This is a genomic window from Haloferax larsenii, assembly GCF_024730625.1.
Classification (GTDB): domain Archaea; phylum Halobacteriota; class Halobacteria; order Halobacteriales; family Haloferacaceae; genus Haloferax; species Haloferax larsenii.
Genome location: NZ_CP078063.1, coordinates 828,078 through 847,349, shown reverse-complemented (window position 1 = coordinate 847,349; position 19,272 = coordinate 828,078). Strand labels below are relative to the sequence as shown.

The window sequence follows — 19,272 nt, the reverse complement described above, 5'->3', positions numbered from 1 at the left end:
TTAGAAGTTCACAGTTTCGCGGATTCCTTCTTCGACGCGGGCCACGGACGGGAGGTAGTAGTCCTCCAGTGCGTACAGCGGGTACGGGACGTCGTAGCCTGCGACGCGCTTTACGGGTGCTTCCTGGTAGAGAAGCGCTTCTTCCTGAATCGTCGCCGTAATCTCGGCTCCGAGACCACCGTTCTTCGGTGCCTCGTGGACGGCGACCGCACGGCCGGTCTTCTTGAACGATTCGACGATGGCCTCGCGGTCGAGCGGCGAGATAGTTCGCATGTCGATGACCTCGGCGTCGATGCCCTCTTCGGCGAGGTTCTCGGCCGCTTCGAGCGTCGGGCGAGTCATCGCGCCGTAGGTGAACACCGACACGTCGGTCCCTTCTCTGCGGACGGCGGCCTCGCCAATGGGAACCGTGTAGTCGTCTTCGGGAACGTCACCGCGGAAGGCGCGGTAGATGAGTTTGGGTTCGAGGAAGATGACCGGGTCGGGGTCGCGAATCGCGGAGATGAGAAGCCCCTTCGTGTCGTACGGGGTCGAGGGGATGACGACCTTCAGACCGGCCTCGTGCGCGTAGAACATCTCCTTGGACTCGGAGTGCGACTCCGGCGCGCGGATGCCACCGCCGTAGGGTGCGCGGAGGACCATCGGGAGCGTGTAGCGCCCGCGGGTCCGGGTGCGGAACCGCGACATGTGGCTGATAATCTGGTCGTAGCCGGGGTACATGAAGCCGGAGAACTGAATCTCGGGGATGGGCTTGAGACCCATCGCGGCCATGCCGACGGCCGTGCCGATGATACCGGATTCGGCGAGCGGCGTGTCGATGACGCGGTTGTCGCCGAACTCGTCCCAGAGACCTTCGGTCGCGCGGAAGACGCCGCCGTTCTTGCCGACGTCTTCGCCCATGACTAACACGTCGTCGTCGCGCTGCATTTCGGTGTAGAGACCGTCCCGTACTGCCTGTACGATAGTAAGGTTCTGTTCCGTCATTCTCGGAGGAATCCTTCGTCGCCGAACTTCTCGTGGAGTGCCTGGAACTCCTCGTACTGTGCCTCGACCTCGGGGGTCATCTCGGCGTAGGCGTACTCGAACATCTCGCTCGGGTCCGGACGTGGGTCGGACTCTGCGGCGTCGATGGCGTCTGCGACCTGCTCTTTGACGCTCTCCTCGATGGCGTCGACCGACTCGTCGTCGAGTCGGCCCGTCTCGCGGAGGAACGTTTCGAGTCGCGGAATCGGGTCCTTCGCCTTCCACTTCTCGACTTCCTCGTCGTCGCGGTAGACCGTCGGGTCGTCCGCGGTGGTGTGTGCGCCGAAGCGGTACTGGACCGCCTCGATGAGCGTCGGTCGGCACTCGTCTTCCTGCGGGTTCTTGGCCTTGTCGAGGGCCGCCTGCGTCACGGCGTAGACCGCGAGTGGGTCCATGCCATCGACCTGAATCCCGTCGATGCCGTAGGCGACTGCCTTCTGTGCGAGGGTCTCGGATGCCGTCTGGCGCTCACGCGGGACGGAAATCGCCCACTGGTTGTTGTTACAGAAGAAGACGTTCGGCGTGTCGAAGACGCCTGCAAAGTTCAGCCCTTCGTGGAAGTCGCCTTCGGAGGTCGCACCGTCGCCGAAGTAGCACATAACCGCCTTGTCGGCTTCCTCACGGAGTTTGAGCGCCCAGCCAGCGCCCGTGGCGTGGGGAATCTGCGACGCGATGGGGACTGCGGGCGGGAAGATGTTCGCGCCCTCGGGCATCTCGTTGCCCTTCTCGTGGCCCATCCAGTAGAGCAGCGTCTGCTTCAGCGGAAGGCCCCGAACGAGTGCCGCACCGTGTTCGCGGTAACTCGGGACCATCCAGTCGTCTTCGGCGAGTGCAACGGCACTGCCGATTTGGGCACCCTCCTGGCCCGAAAGCGGCGGATACGTTCCCATCCGCCCCTGTCGCTGGAGGCTCACCGCCCGCGTGTCGAAGTGGCGGGCGAGTCGCATGTAGCGATACATCTCGACCATGGTCTCGTCGTCGATATCGGGTACATCGCCGACGACAGAGCCGTCCTCGTCGAGGACTCGTACTTGGTCCTGTGGGTCACGTTGAAGCACGCTCACGGGAGAACCCTCCTGTTCATAGCAAAATCGACACCCGCCGCCGTTATATTGTTTTCGTATATAATTTACTTTAACTCGGATTATCGCGCTCGCGGTCGTGCTATGTAAACTCACACGCGAGAAAATTGGACATCTTGACTTCTAAACGATTCTTCCTGATGGTCGTTAGCGTGAACCCGCACATCTCCGAGGAATAATCGGAAATATCCAGAAAATAGCACGAGTCATGTGACCTGCGGAGAGCGATTGGTATCGCTGACAGTCCGGATTTCTGACCGTTACTGACCAGCGGCCGCACGCGCCGCCTGCCGAGCCTCTTCGACGGACGACCCCTCGCGGAGGAGCGCGTCCACGAACAGTTCGCCCGCTTTGTACGACGACCGGACCATCGGGCCGGACGCACAGTACAGGAAGTCGAGTTCGTCTTCGGCGACTCGTCGCCACGTCTCGAACACGTCGGGGTGGACGTACTCGAACACGTCGAGGTGGCTCCGCGACGGTTGGAGATACTGGCCGAACGTGACGATGTCCACGTCGGCCTCGCGGAGGTCAGACAGGGTCTGGTACACCTCGTGGTGGTACTCGCCGAGACCGAGCATGATGGAGGTCTTCGTGTGGATATCGGATTCGTCAGTGACCTGCTGGAGGACCGACAGCGACTGCTCGTATCCGGCGCGGCGGTCACGAACCGGCCACTGGAGACGTTCGACCGTCTCGATGTTGTGGGCGATGACGTCCGGTTCGGCGTCGATAATCTTCCGAACGTGTTCCGGTTCGCCCTGGAAGTCGGGAATCAACACTTCGACGAGAATCCCGGGGTCGCGGCGTTTTATCTCCCGAATCGTCTCCGCGAAGTGGCTCGCCCCTTGGTCGGGGAGGTCGTCGCGGTCGACGGAGGTCAACACGACGTAGTCGAGACCGATTTCGGCGACCGCCTCGGCGACGTTGGCCGGTTCGTCGGGGTCGAGGGCTTCCATCCCACCAGTCTGGACGTCACAGAAGTTGCAGCCGCGGGAGCACCGGTCGCCCATGAGCATGAACGTCGCCGTGCCCGGCCCGTCGCGGCCGCTCCAACACTCACCGAGGTTCGGACAGTTCGCTTCCTCGCAGACCGTGTTGAGGTTTCGGTCGCGGAGCGTGGACTTGATGTCGGTGAAGCGCTGGCCCGAGGGAGGCCGCATCTTCAACCAATCGGGCTTCCGCCTCGTGCGCATGCCCAGTTCTTTCGCCCGCCCCGGCAAAAACGTGAGGGATTACATTGTCGCCCCGGTGTTGGCGGGGAATTCGACGCCATGTCCAGTGCTACCACACCAATCGAATAAGCGTTCAAATGACTACTACAATCACGGAAAAGTAAACGTTCGACTCAAATTCATCACGACTTTCGACCATAGTCCATGTAAAACCGTGCTAGATGTATCACGGAACTGAAAAACTTATATTCGAGTAAATATTTTAGAGTAGTATGAACTGGAAACACCGTCGCGACCTGTCGAAGGCCGAATCGAAGAAGCACGAGGCCACCGCGGGTACGAAGTGGTCGTTCATCGCCGCTCTCACCGTCGCTGCGTAAGCGACTGTCGGCCCCCACGACCCTGAACTGTCCCCGTATCGCCACTCGACTACTCCACCCCCCGGAGCCCCACCCGCTGTACAGCGCTGTCCCGCTGGCTGTTCTTTTTGTCCCAGTCGCCGAGCGTCGCCGCTAGATGGAGAAACGCCTTTCCCCCCGGACGACTCGGCTTCCAGTATGACTCTCGTCTCCGTCTCGCCCTCACCGCCGACACGACTGTGGAGGTGCATCTCGTGAAGGTCGTCGAAGCCGTCCCCGAGTTCGCCGACGCCTTCGGGTTCGACGAGTTCAACCAGATGCAACGCGAGGCGCTTCCGGCCATCTTAGAGACCGACCACAACGTCGTCGCGTCCGCGCCCACGGCAAGCGGGAAGACGGCGCTCGCCGAACTCGCCATCTGTCGCACGCTCCGCGACGAGGGGACCGCGCTCTTCATCGCGCCCCTCCGTGCGCTGACGACCGAAAAGGAGTCCGAGTGGGAACGCTTCGAAGAACTGGGCTACTCCGTCTACGTTGTCACCGGCGAGCGCGACTTGAACCCGCGTCGCGCGGCGCGCGCGGACATCCTCGTGATGACGCCCGAGAAGACCGACTCGGCGACGCGCAAACACGACTCCGCGCGCTACTCTTTCATCACGGACGTGGACTGCGTCGTCATCGACGAGGTCCACCTGCTCGACTCGGAGACCCGCGGCGGCGTCCTCGAAGTCACCGTCTCGCGCATGCGTCGCATCTGCGACCCCCGAATCGTGGCGCTCTCGGCGACGATGCCGAACATCGACGACGTGGCGGCGTGGCTGGACGCGCCCGACGAGACCACCTTCGAGTTCGGCGACGACTACCGCCCGGTGGACCTCCACGCGGGCGTCAAGACCTACACCCACGGCGAGAACTCCTTCGCCGACAAGTATCGCCGTCTCTATCGGGCGTTCGACCTTGCCGAGCCACATATCCGCGACGACGGGCAGGCGCTCGTCTTCGTCTCCTCGCGGCAGGACGCGGTTCGCGCGGCCGGGAAAGCCCGCGACGAACTCGCCAAACGCGACGTTCCTATCGGTGCCCGCGGCGACTACGACTTCCACAACGAGGCGAAGGAACTCGGTAACGACTCTCTCCGAAAGGGCGTCTTGGACGGCGTCGGCTTCCACCACGCCGGACTGTCGCGGGAAGACCGCGAGGCCGTCGAAGAGTGGTTCAAAGAGGGGAAGATTCAGCTCCTCTTCTCGACGTCGACGCTCGCGTGGGGTGTCAACCTCCCTGCGCGGTGTGTCGTCATCCGCGACACGAAGCACCACGACCCGCTCGAAGGCGAGGTCGATATCTCGCCGCTCGACATCCTCCAGATGCTCGGGCGCGCCGGTCGCCCCGGCTACGACGACGTCGGCTACGGCTGGGTCGTCTGCGACCACGCAGACCAGAACAAGTACCGTCGTCTCCTCCGTGAGGGCAAGGAAATCGAGTCCCGACTCGCCGAAGACCTCGATTCGCACCTCAACGCCGAAATCGCGATGGGAACCATCCGCGACCTCGACGACGTGATGTCGTGGTTGGAGACGACCTTCTACTACCGCCGGGCGCAGTCGAATCCGAGCGCCTACGACTTCGAGGACCTTCGCTCGCGCGTCCGCGACGTGCTCGACCGACTGGTGTCCCGCGGCTTCGTCGAAATGAACGACGACCTCGCCATCGACGCGACGCAACTCGGCCGCCTCACCTCGAAATACTACCTTCGTCTCGGCACCGCGACCCGATTCGCCGAGGTGGCGAACCGCGACCGAATCACCGCAGACGACATCCTCGAAGCGGTCGCCGGGGCCGCCGACTTCCGTCAAGTCTCTGCCCGCCAGTCCGAAGTGGACGCCATCGATTCGGTGCTTACCGGCGTCTCGACCTCACTCGATGGCGGCCCGCAAAAGGTTCTCGCCATCCTCCACGCCGGAATGGCCAACTCGACGCCGAGCGAACTCCGGAGCGACGCGTGGGTCATCCGCCAGAACGCGCTTCGCCTGCTCTCGGCGCTCCGTGAGTTCCTCGACACGTTCGCCGATGCCCGCGCCGCCAACCTCGCCCGCCGCGTCGAAGCACGGGTCGACCACGGCGTCAGCGGGGAGGCCGCCGCTCTCACCGCCGTCGACGGAATCGGTCCGCGTCGCGCCCGAAAGCTCGCAACCGGCGGTCTCGCCTCACCGACCGACGTGGTCGACGCCGGTGTGAAGGAACTCACTCGCGCGGGCCTCTCGCAGGGCGTCGCAGAGCGCGTCGTCAAGAGCGCGAAGAACCTCCCCGCGCCGGAAATCGACTGGGGTGCGTTCCCCGAATCCGTCACTCGCGGCGAGAGTGACATGCACGAGATTCGCATCACGAACTCCGCTGGCGGCGGGAAAGTCGGGATTCGTGTCACCGTCAACGGCGTCGAAATGTCCGAAAAAGAGTGCTACCTGACGGACGAAGTTGCTGTCCCAGTAGGCGTCTTCGGCGCGACCGACGACGAACTCGAATTCGCCGTCGAAGTCACCTTCCCCGACCTGCCGTTGCTCCCGATTCGGGAGACGCGGACGGTTCGGGTGGAGTAGTCGATACTCCGTCTTCGCTCAACTCACTTCTCGCCCAGCAACGCCGCCCGCAACGCTTCCGGCCCGTTCACGATTTCGTCCGCCCGCGACAGGTCTAACTCGGCGTTCTGGTCGCCGCGGTAGGCGATGGTGTACGCGCCCGACCGTACGGCCGCCTCGATGCCGTTGACGGAGTCTTCGACGACGACGCAGTCTTCGGGTTCGACGCCGAGTTCCTTCGCGGCCGCCTCGTAGATGTGGGGTTCCGGTTTGCCGGGCTTGTCGATGTCGTCGGCGGAGAGCACGAGGTCGAGGGGGTCGAGGTCGAAGCGCTCGCGGACGGTGGAAATCCAGTCCTGCGGGGCCGACGAGACGATGGCGACCTGTTTGCCTGCCGCGCGGAGGTCCGAGAAGAGTTCCTCCGCACCGTCCATCAGGACGACTTTCTCGCCGTAGAGGTCGACCGCGTTCTCGTTGTACGCCTCGACGAACTCGTCTTTGGTGACGGTCGTTCCGTACTCCGCGTCGAGGTAATCGTAGATTTCGCGGAAGCTCATTCCCGTGATTTCCTCGTGGGCCGGGTCACCGGACTCGATGGCCTCGGCGAACACCCAGTCGTCCTCGAAGGCGTGCCAGTACTGCTCGGAATCGACCAACACGCCGTCCATATCGAACAGCACCACGTTCGCGTCCATACCTCGGTCTGTGGCGCGGCCGACGAAAGGCCTTCGTGCCGCGGCATGGCTCGGATTCCCGATGCGGCATGGCTCGGACGTCCCGCCGCGTTCGTACATCAACCTTCGCGCGAAGGTTCAAATCCGAATTCGGGACCACCCCAGTCCATGGAATCTATCCGGGTCTTCGCCGGTGACTGTACCGTCCACTTCGAAGGGTCGCGCGAGCGGACACAGCGCGGCCGCGTCGTCGTGGTCGCCAAGCCAGACCGAACCGTCCTCGTCCACGACGCCTCTGGGTATCAGCCAGTCGCGTGGCTGACCCGTGCCGACTCGCTCACGGTCGAATCTGGACCGGGGTCGTTCGGCCTCGTCGCCCGCGCGGGCGAACAGGTTCTTACAGTCGAATCGCACGACGTACTCGGCCGCCCCGAGTACCCCGCGAGCGAAGCGGGCGTTCCGGTCGGAACCCACCCAGAGACGGGTGAACCGCTCGTCCGAACCAGCGGTTCGGTCACGGCTCTCGATTCGGGCGTCGAATTCTCGTTGCCCGCGGGTGCGACCGTCCGCGACGACACGTGTGACGACTGCGGCCTCCCGCTGATGCGCGTCGAGCGCGGGGCCGCTTTCGACATCTGCATCGACCGCCAGTGCGACCCGCTCGACGACCACGTAAAAGCTCGATTCGACGGCAAATGGGCCTGTCCGGACTGTGGGTCACCACTGCGAATCATCCGTCGAGGTGGGCGACTCCTCGCCGGCTGCGACGCCTACCCGGAATGCGAGACCGCCTTCTCGCTTCCAGCAGGTGTCGTCGTGGACGACTGCGAGTGTGGCCTCCCGATATTCGAGACTGCCCGCGGGCGTCGGTGTCTCGATTCGACCTGCGAGGTCGCATGACCGGGGACCCGCGTCGCCGCCCGTGGTCCCGGCGATGGCGACACGGTCTCCCACCGGTCTCGGCCGCTCGCATCGCAGGCCCTTTGTCGTCGCCCGCCCCCGACTCGGGTATGCAAGGACGCCTCGAAGACGGTGTCGTCCACCTCCCGGGCGACGCCCGACAGCGGTTCTACGACTCACGGGGGTACGGCCGACCGACGGGTGGCAACGACCTCGATGTCGCGCCTGTGGAGGCCGCACACCTCCTGTCCCGCGGTGATATCGACAGCGTGGATGGGATGGGTCTGCGTGACCTGCTCGCCCACACCGGAACCACGCTCGACTTTGTCGTGTACAAAGACCTCCGCGACCGGGGATTCTATCTCTCGCCTGCGCGCGAGGACTGGCCGGGCGTTGACGACCCGGCGGGAGCGGACTTCCTCGTCTACCCCCGCGGCAAGGGTCCGTGGGACGGCGACGTGGAGTATCGCGTCCGCGTCGTCGGCGAGCGCCAGCCGATTCCGGTCGATTCGCTCGGCGAGGTTGTTCTCGCCATCGTCGACGAGGACGGCGACCTGACGTACTTCGACACCGAGGGTGATTCGCCCGAGGGAACGGCCGCGGAGGACCTCCCCGCGGACCTCGACGCCGACCTGCTGTCGGACCGCGCGCTGGTCTCGACCGGGGTGGACCGCCTCTACCAGGACGGCTTCTTCGGTCAGCGCCTCTACGGCCGCAACGCCGACAGCGGGCCGCTCCAACTCTCGCTTCTCGAAGCGGCCTACCTCGCGCGACAGGGTGCACTCGACATCGACGCCGACGAAGTGGTCGAGCGCGGCCGGGAGGTCGAAGGCGACCGATTCGACCGCCGCCTGTCGGTCTACACTTCCCTTCGGGAGGTTGGAACGGTGCCCAAAAGCGGGTTCAAGTTCGGCTCCGACTTCCGCGTCTACACCGACTTCGAGACGGTGGACGACCTCTCACACTCCGAGTTCCTCGTGCGCGTGGTCACGCCCGACCACACGTTCGTCCCGCGGGACCTCTCGTTGGACGTGCGACTCGCCGGCGGTGTCCGCAAGCGAATGGTTTTTGCGCTAACCACCGCCAAGGGAGAGATAGACTGGCTTTCGGTCAGTCGGCTTACGCCATGACACGAGACGAACCCGCGGAGCGAATCCGCACCGACGGCGGTACAGCACAGGGAGCAGACGAAGTCGCTCTCGACCCGTGGGGCTCGTCGACCATCGCCGACTACCGGAAGTTGTTCGAGGAGTTCGGCATCGAGGAGTTCGACGAAGTCCTCGACGAGGTGCCGAACCCCCACTACCTGATGCGTCGCGGCGTCATCTTCGGCCACCGTGACTACCGCCCGGTCCTCGAAGCCATGCGCGACGGCGACGACTTCGCCGTCCTCTCGGGCTTCATGCCGACCGGCGACCCGCACATCGGTCACAAACTCGTCTTCGACGAGATAATCTGGCATCAACAGCAGGGCGGCGACGCCTACGGCCTCATCGCCGACATGGAGGCTCATTCCGCCCGCGGCATCGACTGGGAGGAAATCAACGAGCACAGCCGCGACTACCTGCTGTCGCTCATCGCGCTCGGGTTCGACACCGAGGAGGGTGAACTCTACCGGCAGTCGGACAACGACCGCCTCCAGCGACTCGCGTTCGAACTCGGAGGCAAGGCCAACTTCTCCGAGTTCGAGGGCATCTACGGCTTCGACGGCGAGACCAACATCTCGCACATGCAGTCGGTCGTCACGCAGATGGCCGACATCCTCTACCCGCAGTTGGACGAGCCACAACCGACGGTCATCCCGGTCGGCCCCGACCAGGACCCCCACGTTCGGTTCGCTCGCGACCTGACGACTCGGATGCGATTCTTCAAAGTCACCGAGGCGTTCGCGAGTTTCGAACTCGACGACACGGAGCGACTGGTCGTCGCCGCCGCCTACGACGCCCGCGAGGAGTACGCCGAAGACCCCGATATGCCGCGGTGCGGCGAAGCGGCCGACTGGGTCGCCGACGCCGACCTCGACGCGCACGGCGTTCTCGTGGCCGAGTCGGTCCGCGACTCGGCGGTCGAGAAGCTCGAAAATGCCGGGATGGAACCACTGCGCCGACGCATCCGCTTTTTCGCCCGACAGGCGACCGACGAGGCGTTCGAGGCGCTCATCGAGGATATCGAGGGCGAAAAACGCCGCTACGACCAGCACATCGACGCCTTCGAACTCGACGTTGCGGAGGCGGAGGAACTCGCCCGCGAGGTCGAGGCCAACCACGGCGGCTACGGCTTCATCCCGCCGTCGTCCATCTACCACCGCTTTATGACCGGCCTGACGGGCGGCAAGATGTCCTCGTCGATTCCGGCGAGTCACATCTCGCTGCTCGACGACCCCGAAGACGGCTACGACAAGGTCAAATCCGCCACGACCGGCGGCCGCGACACCGCCGAAGAGCAGCGCGAACTCGGTGGTGAGGCCGACAAGTGTCCTGTCTACGAACTGTACGCGTACCTCCTCACCGGCGACGACGACGAGTTCGCCAAGGAGGTCTACGACGAGTGTGTCAACGGGGAGCGTCTCTGTGGCGGGTGCAAAGAGCAGGCCGCGACGCTGATGCGCGAGTTCCTCGAAGACCATCAGGAAAAGCGCGAAGAGGCGAAGGACGTCCTCGATTCGCTCGATATCGACTTAGAGACGGAGCGACGAGGGGTTGCAGCTGAGCATTAGCGAAGCTGCAGCTCGCGGCGTCTGAAAGACGACGCGGTGTAGCCGCCGAACATTAGTGAGGCGGCTGCTCGTGAGGCGCGAAGCGTCTCACGGTGGTTTGTCGAGCAGAGCGAGACAAACGCCGAACATTAGTGAGGCGGCTGCTCGTAGCGCCCGGTGGGCGATACGGTGTTTCACCGAGCAGAGCGAGACAAACGCCGAACATTAGTGAGGCGGCTGCTCGCAAGCACCCACCCGGTTACAACCCGATGTCCTCACCGACGTCTCGTTCTTGTGCTTTGTTGTAGAGATACTCCGCGGTCGCCGCATCCAGAACCGCCGAGCCGACGCTTTCGACGACCAGAATCTCGTCGTCGCCGTCGCGGCCAGCAACTCCCTCGAACACGTCCGAGAGCGGGACGAGGTCGGACGCCGAGAGCCCCGCTTCGCGGATATCTCCAATTTCGGCGACTTCCTCGGGCACGTCGGCGAAGACCTGGGCTGCTCGGTCGAACACCACCGGGCCGAGTTCCTGCATCTCGCCGGTGTAGGCCCCGATGGCGACGACGAGCGTTCCGGGGTCGAGCCACTCGCCGGTGAAGACGGGTTCGACGCTGGTCGTCGCGGTGACGACGACGGTCGCATCCGAGACGGCTTCTTTCGGCGTCAACACCGCCTCGGCGGGTAGCCCCTCGTCGCGGAGGTCGGCCGCGCACGCCTCGCGACTCTCTTTGGTCGGCGAGAAGATGCTAATCGACTCGACTTCGGAGGCCGCAGCGATGGCGCGCGTCTGCCACCGGGCCTGCGTGCCCGCGCCGATGACACCGAGTCGAACCGGGTCCGCGGCGAGGTACTGTACGGCTAACCCGCCGATACAGCCCGTTCGGGCGTTCGTGAGCGTCGTTCCGTCGAGGAGCGAGAGTGGTAAGCCGGTCGTCGCGTCGGTCAGAACCACCTGTGCGTTCAGGGTGGGCAGTCCGTGTTCGTCGTTCCCCGAGTGGACCGAGACGAGTTTCGTCGCGTACACGTCGCGGCCGTGGATGTACGCGGGCATGGTCAGCGCCGTTCCGAGTGGTGGACACGAACTGGCTCCGCCGTCGGGGAGGTTCGGCCCGCTTCCGTCCCTCACCCGGTCGACGTCGATACCGACTGGAAAGTGTGGCCGGGCCGGCCGTTCCACCTCTCCCCGGCCTTGCTTCACGAACGCGTCTTCGACCACGGGAAACAACTCCGTGAGCGAGAGCAGGTCGCGAACGGCGTCGGTCGAGAGAATTCGGACCATACGTTCAGTACTCGTGGCACTGAGGTGAACTTTTTGCAGGATGGTGACTCACCTCGTGGTCTATGCTGCTGTGTGACAGACACACTCATGTTGGTGCACCAAATCAGAGACCACCATGCACGTTCTCATCGTCGGCGGCGGCGTCACCGGACTCGCTTGCGGGCACGCTCTCGCCGAACGCGGTGCCGAGGTCACCGTCTGTGAGGCGGGGACACTCGGCGGCGGAAGCACCGGACGGGCGGCGGGCGGGATTCGAACACAGTTCTCGACGCGGGTGAACGTGGAGCTCTCGCTGGCGAGTATTCCCGTCTGGGAGTCGTTCGACGACGAATTCGGGGTCGACATCGACTACCGGCGGCCGGGGTACCTCTTTCTCGCCCGAACCGAGGAGACGGCTGCGGCCTTCCGCGACAACGTCGAAATGCAGAACGACGCGGGTGCGCCGAGTCGCCTCATCGACCCGGAGGAGGCCTGCGAGTACGTCCCCGAAATTCGGACTGACGAGTTCGTCGCGGCGACCTACTCGCCCGCCGATGGCATCGCCGACCCGCACTCGGCGGTACAGGGATTCGCGGACGCGGTTCGCTCCGAGGGTGGTGACATCCGGACGAAGACGCCGGTGACAGACCTCATCCGGGACGGCGACCGCTGGTTGGTCGAGACGCCCGACGAGACACTCGAAGCCGACGCCGTGGTGAATGCGGCGGGCGCGTGGGCGACCCAGATTGCTGCGCTCGCGGATATCGACCTGCCAATCGCGCCGCGCCGCCGACAGATTGCGGTCGTCGAGCCCGAAGGCGACCTCCCCGAGGACGCGCCGCTTACTATCGACCTCGATACGGGGTCGTACTTCCGCCCGGAGCGTGAGGGAACCGCCATCGTCGGTGGGCACTTCTCGGAGTCGGACCCGGATGTCGACCCCGACCGATTCGACGAGTCGATGGACGTGGAGTGGGCGGTCGAGGCGACCGAGCGGGCCGACGACTGCGCGGCCTACTTCGGACCAGAGACGCGGATTCGAAACGGGTGGGCTGGCCTGTACGCCGTGACGCCCGACCATCACGCGATTCTGGACGAGGTCGAATCGGGGTTCGTCGTCGCGGCCGGCTTTTCGGGCCACGGGTTCCAGCATGCACCTGCGACGGGGGAGGCGGTGGCCGACATGTGCCTCGACGAGGACGCCTGCGAGGTGGACGTGTCTGCGCTGTCGCTCGACCGATTCGAGTCAGGCGAGACGCTCACTGAACAGAACGTGGCGTAAGAGGTCGTCAGAAATCCGTTTCAGCCGCTCATGTTGACGACGGCGCGGAGTTCTCCGAGTTCGCGAACGGGGTCAGCGACGTCGCGCGACGCGAGAACGCGAAACCGACCGCTCTCTTCGACGACCCGATAGGTCTGGGTGCCGTCGTCGAACTCGTAGGCCGGGTTCGACTGGACGAGCACGGCCTCGACGTCGTCCCTGTCGTCGGGGCGGTTCGGCGGTTTGACGATGAGCGACGCTTCTTCCCCGAGTCGAATCGTCTGCAGGTCAGCAGCCAAGTCTCGCATTCGTCTTCGTCGTCCGTGGGAGTGCTGCCGATATGAAGGTACCCTATCACCTCTGGCGAGTGAGCGGGAACGCCAGCGGGTACCCAGTCCGTCGTTGGCGACACCAGTGCAAGTCATGGCACCATCTCCCACGATTCCGGAATCGTTTTGAATGAACGCGGCATCCTCAAAGGTAATGACGACCGAACCTGTCAGTGATGGTGTCTGCGTCACTCGCGAACCGACCACCGACGGGTTCGGCTTCTTCTTTCTGACCGCCTGAGGTCGGCGGACTTCGCTCGGGCGTGACCGCGCCCGGCGGACGAAACCGACTCATTCGGTCAAACTCGCCAGACCGGCGAGGCTTCGAAACTGCTAACCGACTCCCAGACGGCTAACGCCACAACGAACCAGATGCGACTTCCGGAATCACAGGTCGCGGTGTTGAACGCCGCGAGCGCCACAGACGAACGGACGATAGCACAGCTAGCGGAGGCGACGGACCTGAAACCCGAGACGGTGACGGGTGCGGTCTTCGACCTCCGCGACGACGGCCTCGTCACGGTCACAGAGACCGTCGAAGAGGACGTCGAACTGACCGACGAAGGCGTCGAATACGCCGACGACGGCCTTCCAGAGATTCGGCTCTACCGCGCCGCCATGGACGTCGGCGGCGGCGACGCGGTCCAGATGGGCCAAGTCATCGGAGCCTCCTCGCTCGGCGGCCCACAGGTGGACATCGCGCTGTCGAACTTCGCGCGAAAGGGCTACGGCCACATCGACTCGGGCGAACTCGTCCCCGACGCGGACGCCAACCCCGACGCCGACGAGGAAGCGGCCGCCCTCTCGGCCCTCGTCGCGGGCGAGACAGTCGATACCGACGTGCTTGACCAACTCGAATCGCGGAACCTCGTCGTTCGCCACGAGCGAACCATCCGCGCCGTCACCCTCACCGACGAGGGCGTGACGGCGCTGATGGAGGGCGTCGAGGCGGCCGAGACGGTCGACCGACTCACGCCCGAGATGCTCACCTCCGGTGAGTGGGAAGACGTCGAGTTCACCGAGTACAACGTCGAAGCCGACGCGCCCGAAGTGCGCGGCGGGAAGAAACACATCCTCCGGCAGACCGCAGACCGGGTGAAGGACGTGCTCGTCGGCATGGGCTTTTCCGAGATGGAAGGTCCCCACGCCGACGCCGACTTCTGGATTAACGACTGTCTGTTCATGCCGCAGGACCACCCGGCGCGCACCCACTGGGACCGTTTCGCCCTCGACGTGCCGCCGATGGAGGACATCCCCGAGGACCTCATCGACCGCGTTCGCTCGTCGCACCTGAACGGTGTCGGCGACGACGGTGACGGCTATCACTCGCCGTGGAGCGAGGACTTCGCCCGCGCCGTCGCGCTTCGCGGCCACACCACGTCGCTGTCGATGCGCTACCTCTCCGGCCACGAAGTCGGCGAGTTAGAGCCACCGCAGCGGTACTTCTCGGTCGAGAAGGTCTACCGTAACGACACGCTCGACCCGACCCACTTGCTCGAATTCTACCAAATCGAGGGCTGGGTGATGGCCGAAGACCTCTCGGTGCGCGACCTGATGGGCACCTTCGAGGAGTTCTACTCCCACTTCGGCATCACGGACATCCAGTTCAAACCGCACTACAACCCCTACACGGAGCCGTCGTTCGAGCTGTTCGGCCGCCATCCAGAGACGAACGAACTCATCGAAATCGGGAACTCCGGCATGTTCCGCGAGGAAGTGCTTCGCCCGCTCGGCGTCGAGTGCGACGTCATGGCGTGGGGCCTCGCGCTGGAGCGCCTGCTGATGCTCATGTACGGGTTCGACGACATCCGCGACGTTCACGGAACGCTGTGTGACCTCGACTTACTCCGCGAGACGGAGGTGCTCCGATAATGCCTGTCGTAGACGTTCAACCAGACGAACTGCGCCGCTTGACCGGCCACGAAGAGAAGTCCGACGAGGAGTTCAAAGACGACCTGTTCGCGCTCGGCCTCGAATTCGAGGGCGTGACCGAAGACGGGGCGTTCCAACTCGAATTCGGCCCGGACCGACTGGACCGCCTCTCGGTCGAAGGCGTCGCGCGGTCGCTTCGCTACCAGTACGGCGACGCTCGCGGTGTCACCGTCCCGAAGACGAACGACCCTGACTGGACCATCGTCGTCGACGAGTCGGTCCCCGAAGAGCGCCCGTACGTCACGGGTGCGGTCGTCCGCGGTGTGGACTTAGACGAGGCCGCGCTCGACTCGCTCATCCAGTTGCAGGAGAAACTCCACGCGACGATGGGCCGCAAGCGCGCCAAGGGAGCCATCGGCATCCACGACCTGACGATGCTGAAAGGCGACGTGCTCTCGGAGCAGTCCACCGGAAACGCCATCACCTACACGGGAATCGAGCCCGACGGCGACACCTTCGTCGCGCTCGACTCCAACGAGGAACTCACCCCTGCAGAAGTGCTCGAACAGCACGACACGGGCCGGAAGTACGCCGACCTCGTCTCCGAGTACGAGCGCTATCCGGCTATCTACGACGAAATCGGCCTGTTCTCGTTCCCACCTGTCATCAACGGTCGCCGGACCGAGGTGACGACCGACTCCCGAGAACTCTTCGTCGAACTCACCGGGACCGACCAGTGGACTATCGACCGGATGTGCAACATCATCTGCTACGCGCTGGCCGCCCGCGGGGCGACCATCGAGGAAGTCGAAGTCGAGTACGAGGGCGGAACCGTCGTCCGCCCCGACTTCGAAGTCGAGACGAAGCGCGTCAGTCACGACCGAATCGAGACGGTCCTCGGCGTCGACTTGGAGATGGACGAGGTCATCGACCTCTTCGAGCGCTCCGGTCTCGACGCGGATGCGGAACTGGGCGATGAGACCGTCTACGAGGTCTCTATCCCGCCGTACCGCGTGGACGTGCTCCACCCGCTCGACCTCGTCGACGACGTGGGTCGCGCCTACGGGTTCAACGAACTCGAACCGCGCTACCCCGACGTTGGCACGGTCGGCCAGCGCCACGAGCGCTCTCGTCTCGAAGACGCCGCCCGGACCGCGCTCGTCGGCCTCGGATTCGAGGACCTGCTCAACTTCCACATGATTTCGGAAGAAGAGAACTACGAGCGCATGGACGTCGAACCCGGTTCCGGTAGTGTCCTCGGCGGCGGTGAACCCACCTCCATCACCGAACCCTACAGCGAGGACTACACCATGCTTCGGACGTGGGTACTGCCCTCGTTGACGATGGTTCTGGAGAACAACACCCACCGCGCGTACCCGCAGGACCTCGCGGAAATCGGCCACGTGGCCCACCGCGACGACGACGAGAACACCCGCGTCTCCGAGGCCCGCCACGTCGCGGCCGTCCTCGCCCGCCACGACGCGACCTACGAGGACGCAAAGGCCCGTCTCGCGACGCTCTGCAACGACTTTGGCGTCGAACTGGAGACGCCCGCGACCGAACACCCGTCGTTCATCCCCGGCCGCACCGCTTCGGTCGTCATCGACGGCGAGGAAGTCGGTATCGTCGGCGAGCTCCACCCGAAGGTCATCGTCGAGCACGACCTCGAACTTCCCGTCGCAGCGTTCGAGTTCGACTTGGCCGCGTTGCAGTAACGGCCTTCGTCCTGTTTCGTCACGCTTCGCCTACTTCGTCCTGCTGTCCCACTTCGTCCGTTTTGTCTCGCTTACCGACCCACGTTCTCGTATCAGCCGCCTTTCTCTTCGGCGCGCTCTTCAGCGAGGTTATCTACGCTCGCGCACTTCGGCGGAGTAATGAAAGTCCTCGTTACCGGCGTTCTTGGCCACCAGGGTCGCGCCGTCATCGAACACCTCCGCTCTGGCGAGTTCGGACGACACGAGGTGTACGGACTCGCCAGTGACCTCTCGTCGCCCCGTGCCCGCGACCTCCTCGACCGCGGCGTCCACGTCGTCGAGGGTGAACTGCACGACCGAGACCGAATGCGCGCACTCCTCGAAGGTGTCGACGGCGTGTTCTGTGTGACCGCCTCCGCGACCGACCCCGAGACGGAGACCGAACAGGGTCGCGCAGTCGTCGATGCCGCAGTCGATACGGGCGTCTCGCACGTCGTCTACTCGTCTGTCTCGCGGGCGAAGGGCGAACTTCCCGCGTCCGCCCAGCCGAAGTTCGCGGTCGAAGAGCACGTCCGAGACGCGGGTCTCCCAGCGACAATCGTCCGGTCGCCACTTTTCATGCAACACTTCCAGCGGCTCTCCGACGACATCGCCGCTGGGTCCCTCGAACTGCCGTTGTCACCGGAGACGACGCTTCCACTGGTCGATGCGAACGACATCGGACGGGCTGCTGCGGCGGCATTCGCCGACCCAGACCAGTTCGTCGGTGAGACTATCGACCTCGTCGGCGACGTCCTGACGCCGCCAGAGATTGCCGAGACGTTCTCCGACGCGCTCGGAGTACCCGTCGAGTTCGCCTCCATCACGCTCGGCGAGTACCGAGAACGGCACGGCGACGAACTCGCCGACGTGTACGAGTGGTTCGAAGACAGCGCGTCGGAAGACGTGACGCCGGACCTGTCCGCATTCGGCCTCGTTCCGCAGACGCTCGCCCAGTATCTGGCTGACACCGACACGTGGCGGTCCGCACCGGCGACGATGAAATAACGGGCAGTAATTTCAAACTAATTCTCATTCCTTTTGTGCATTTGGTCAGCTAACGATAGAAACCTTTAGGATGTATCCAGTTTCGGACTATTGCATGAACAATTATGAATTACATCCGGAGACGTTGGCGGTGACGCATGGCGAACGCGGGCAGGCCCCGGCCCCCGGCGTCGAGGATGTCGTCGTTCCGCTGCATCTGTCGTCGACGTATTCTATTCCCGATGTGGACCCGGACGCGGACCTGGAGACGCTCGACCCCGACGCTGGCGAGTATCTGTACTCTCGTCTGTCGAACCCGACGCGCAACGCGCTCGAACACCGGCTTGCGGCGCTCGAAGGCGGCGAGCACGCGCTCGCGTTCGTCTCCGGGACGGCGGCTATCGCCGCGACCATGACGGCGACGGTCAGCCCCGGCGACCACATCGTCGCGTTCGAGGACCTCTACGGCGGGACGAAGACGATGCTAACCCGGTTGTTCGACGAGCGTCTCGACGTCGAGGTGACTTTCGTCGATGCGACCGACACGTCGGAAGTCGAGGCCGCGATGCGCGACGACACGCGTCTCATCTGGATGGAGACGCCGTCGAACCCGCTTATGCACCTCTGTGACATCGAGGCGATTGCGGCTATCGCCGACGAGTGGGACGCCGTCTTCGGCGTCGACAACACCTTCCTCAGTCCGTACTTCCAGAACCCGCTGGCGCTCGGTGCCGACGTGGTCGTCCACAGCACGACGAAGTTCCTCAACGGCCATTCGGACTCTATCGGCGGTGCCGTCGTCACCAACCGCGACGACATCGTCGAGGAGATTACGTTCCTCCAGCGGGTCGGCATGGGGTCGATGCTCTCGCCGTTCGACTCGTATCTGAACCTCCGCGGCATCAAGACGCTCCCGCTGCGGATGCGCCAACACGAGGAGAACGCGATGCAGATTGCGGAGTTCCTCGAATCGCACGACGCCGTCACGCGCGTCCTCTACCCCGGTCTCGAATCGCACCCGCAACACGACCTCGCGGCCCGCCAGCAGTCCGGGTTCGGCGGCGTGCTCTCGTTCGAACTCGACACCGACCTCGACGGGACCGCCGAGTTCCTCGGACACCTCGACGAGTTCCCGCTCGCTGTCAGTCTCGGCGGCGTCGAGAGCCTTATCGAGCACCCGGCGACGATGACGCACTCGCCGTTGGCGCAGACCGAACGCGACCGTCTCGGTATCTCCGATTCGTTCCTCCGCATGTCTGTCGGCGTCGAACACGTCGACGACCTCCTCGCCGACCTCGAATCGGCGCTCTCGACCGTCTAAGACCGGTTCGACCGTCTCTCCCTCTCT

Annotated in this window: 15 protein-coding genes; 9 read left to right on the top strand and 6 right to left on the bottom strand. The window is 64.4% G+C overall.

What is annotated here, in order from left to right:
- From KU306_RS04355 to lipA, 3 genes are all read right to left on the bottom strand, one after another.
- The gene (locus KU306_RS04355; protein WP_007543853.1) at positions 1–984 is read right to left on the bottom strand and encodes an alpha-ketoacid dehydrogenase subunit beta; all 984 of its coding nucleotides are present in this window, start codon (positions 982–984) and stop codon (positions 1–3) included.
- On the bottom strand, positions 981–2,087 hold the full coding sequence (gene pdhA / locus KU306_RS04350; protein ID WP_258302991.1) for a pyruvate dehydrogenase (acetyl-transferring) E1 component subunit alpha: 1,107 nt from the start codon (positions 2,085–2,087) through the stop codon (positions 981–983). The genes KU306_RS04355 and pdhA overlap by 4 nt, the downstream gene beginning before the upstream one ends.
- 278 nt (positions 2,088–2,365) lie before the next feature.
- Positions 2,366–3,268, bottom strand: coding sequence for a lipoyl synthase (lipA, locus tag KU306_RS04345; protein WP_007543849.1), 903 nt, complete (start codon positions 3,266–3,268; stop codon positions 2,366–2,368).
- A 625-nt stretch (positions 3,269–3,893) separates the two neighbouring features.
- Here lipA and KU306_RS04340 point away from each other — a divergent pair.
- Positions 3,894–6,233 (top strand): DEAD/DEAH box helicase, encoded by a 2,340-nt coding sequence (locus tag KU306_RS04340; protein ID WP_258302990.1) that lies wholly within the window; start codon positions 3,894–3,896, stop codon positions 6,231–6,233.
- 23 nt (positions 6,234–6,256) lie between these two features.
- On the opposite strand, the gene KU306_RS04335 is transcribed toward KU306_RS04340, so the two are convergent.
- Positions 6,257–6,907, bottom strand: coding sequence for an HAD family hydrolase (locus tag KU306_RS04335; RefSeq protein ID WP_258302989.1), 651 nt, complete (start codon positions 6,905–6,907; stop codon positions 6,257–6,259).
- Positions 6,908–7,054: 147 nt separating this feature from the next.
- Between KU306_RS04335 and KU306_RS04330 the strand changes: the two genes are divergently transcribed.
- The 3 genes from KU306_RS04330 (at position 7,055) to KU306_RS04320 (ending at position 10,502) form a co-directional block, all read left to right on the top strand.
- Entirely contained in the window at positions 7,055–7,786 is a 732-nt protein-coding gene (locus KU306_RS04330) for an endonuclease NucS domain-containing protein (RefSeq protein WP_258302988.1), read from the top strand.
- 110 nt (positions 7,787–7,896) lie between these two features.
- Positions 7,897–8,916 carry a tRNA-intron lyase gene (endA, locus tag KU306_RS04325; RefSeq protein ID WP_258302987.1) on the top strand — a complete coding sequence of 340 codons (1,020 nt, stop codon included), beginning with the start codon at positions 7,897–7,899 and terminating at the stop codon, positions 8,914–8,916.
- Positions 8,913–10,502, top strand: coding sequence for a tryptophan--tRNA ligase (locus KU306_RS04320; RefSeq protein WP_258302986.1), 1,590 nt, complete (start codon positions 8,913–8,915; stop codon positions 10,500–10,502). Before endA ends, KU306_RS04320 begins: the two co-directional genes overlap by 4 nt.
- 238 nt (positions 10,503–10,740) lie before the next feature.
- On the opposite strand, the gene KU306_RS04315 is transcribed toward KU306_RS04320, so the two are convergent.
- Positions 10,741–11,763, bottom strand: a complete 1,023-nt coding sequence (locus tag KU306_RS04315; RefSeq protein WP_258302985.1) for an ornithine cyclodeaminase family protein — start codon at positions 11,761–11,763, stop codon at positions 10,741–10,743.
- Positions 11,764–11,878: 115 nt separating this feature from the next.
- Between KU306_RS04315 and KU306_RS04310 the strand changes: the two genes are divergently transcribed.
- Complete coding sequence (locus KU306_RS04310; RefSeq protein ID WP_258302984.1) at positions 11,879–13,024, top strand: NAD(P)/FAD-dependent oxidoreductase; 1,146 nt, start codon at positions 11,879–11,881, stop codon at positions 13,022–13,024.
- A 20-nt stretch (positions 13,025–13,044) separates the two neighbouring features.
- Here the strand turns inward: KU306_RS04310 and KU306_RS04305 are convergent, their stop codons facing one another.
- Positions 13,045–13,311 (bottom strand): hypothetical protein, encoded by a 267-nt coding sequence (locus KU306_RS04305; RefSeq protein ID WP_074793054.1) that lies wholly within the window; start codon positions 13,309–13,311, stop codon positions 13,045–13,047.
- Positions 13,312–13,704: 393 nt separating this feature from the next.
- Between KU306_RS04305 and pheS the strand changes: the two genes are divergently transcribed.
- From pheS to KU306_RS04285, 4 genes are all read left to right on the top strand, one after another.
- Positions 13,705–15,204 (top strand): phenylalanine--tRNA ligase subunit alpha, encoded by a 1,500-nt coding sequence (gene pheS, locus KU306_RS04300; RefSeq protein ID WP_258302983.1) that lies wholly within the window; start codon positions 13,705–13,707, stop codon positions 15,202–15,204.
- Positions 15,204–16,919 carry a phenylalanine--tRNA ligase subunit beta gene (pheT, locus tag KU306_RS04295; RefSeq protein WP_007543829.1) on the top strand — a complete coding sequence of 572 codons (1,716 nt, stop codon included), beginning with the start codon at positions 15,204–15,206 and terminating at the stop codon, positions 16,917–16,919. Before pheS ends, pheT begins: the two co-directional genes overlap by 1 nt.
- Before the next feature lie 159 nt (positions 16,920–17,078).
- Positions 17,079–17,945: an NmrA family NAD(P)-binding protein gene (locus KU306_RS04290; RefSeq protein WP_007543827.1), complete on the top strand. Its 867-nt coding sequence runs from the start codon at positions 17,079–17,081 to the stop codon at positions 17,943–17,945.
- Positions 17,946–18,039: 94 nt separating this feature from the next.
- Complete coding sequence (locus tag KU306_RS04285) at positions 18,040–19,245, top strand: trans-sulfuration enzyme family protein (RefSeq protein ID WP_049918819.1); 1,206 nt, start codon at positions 18,040–18,042, stop codon at positions 19,243–19,245.
- The last annotated feature ends 27 nt before the right edge of the window (positions 19,246–19,272 follow it).

Bases quoted from the DNA above. Each gene is read 5' to 3' on its own strand.
- KU306_RS04355 (WP_007543853.1), bottom strand. From the start codon at position 984: ATGACGGAACAGAACCTTACTATCGTACAGGCAGTACGGGACGGTCTC.
- lipA (WP_007543849.1), bottom strand. From the start codon at position 3,268: ATGCGGCCTCCCTCGGGCCAGCGCTTCACCGACATCAAGTCCACGCTC.
- KU306_RS04335 (WP_258302989.1), bottom strand. From the start codon at position 6,907: ATGGACGCGAACGTGGTGCTGTTCGATATGGACGGCGTGTTGGTCGAT.
- KU306_RS04330 (WP_258302988.1), top strand. From the start codon at position 7,055: ATGGAATCTATCCGGGTCTTCGCCGGTGACTGTACCGTCCACTTCGAA.
- endA (WP_258302987.1), top strand. From the start codon at position 7,897: ATGCAAGGACGCCTCGAAGACGGTGTCGTCCACCTCCCGGGCGACGCC.
- KU306_RS04320 (WP_258302986.1), top strand. From the start codon at position 8,913: ATGACACGAGACGAACCCGCGGAGCGAATCCGCACCGACGGCGGTACA.
- KU306_RS04315 (WP_258302985.1), bottom strand. From the start codon at position 11,763: ATGGTCCGAATTCTCTCGACCGACGCCGTTCGCGACCTGCTCTCGCTC.
- KU306_RS04310 (WP_258302984.1), top strand. From the start codon at position 11,879: ATGCACGTTCTCATCGTCGGCGGCGGCGTCACCGGACTCGCTTGCGGG.
- KU306_RS04305 (WP_074793054.1), bottom strand. From the start codon at position 13,311: ATGCGAGACTTGGCTGCTGACCTGCAGACGATTCGACTCGGGGAAGAA.
- pheS (WP_258302983.1), top strand. From the start codon at position 13,705: ATGCGACTTCCGGAATCACAGGTCGCGGTGTTGAACGCCGCGAGCGCC.
- pheT (WP_007543829.1), top strand. From the start codon at position 15,204: ATGCCTGTCGTAGACGTTCAACCAGACGAACTGCGCCGCTTGACCGGC.
- KU306_RS04290 (WP_007543827.1), top strand. From the start codon at position 17,079: ATGAAAGTCCTCGTTACCGGCGTTCTTGGCCACCAGGGTCGCGCCGTC.
- KU306_RS04285 (WP_049918819.1), top strand. From the start codon at position 18,040: ATGAACAATTATGAATTACATCCGGAGACGTTGGCGGTGACGCATGGC.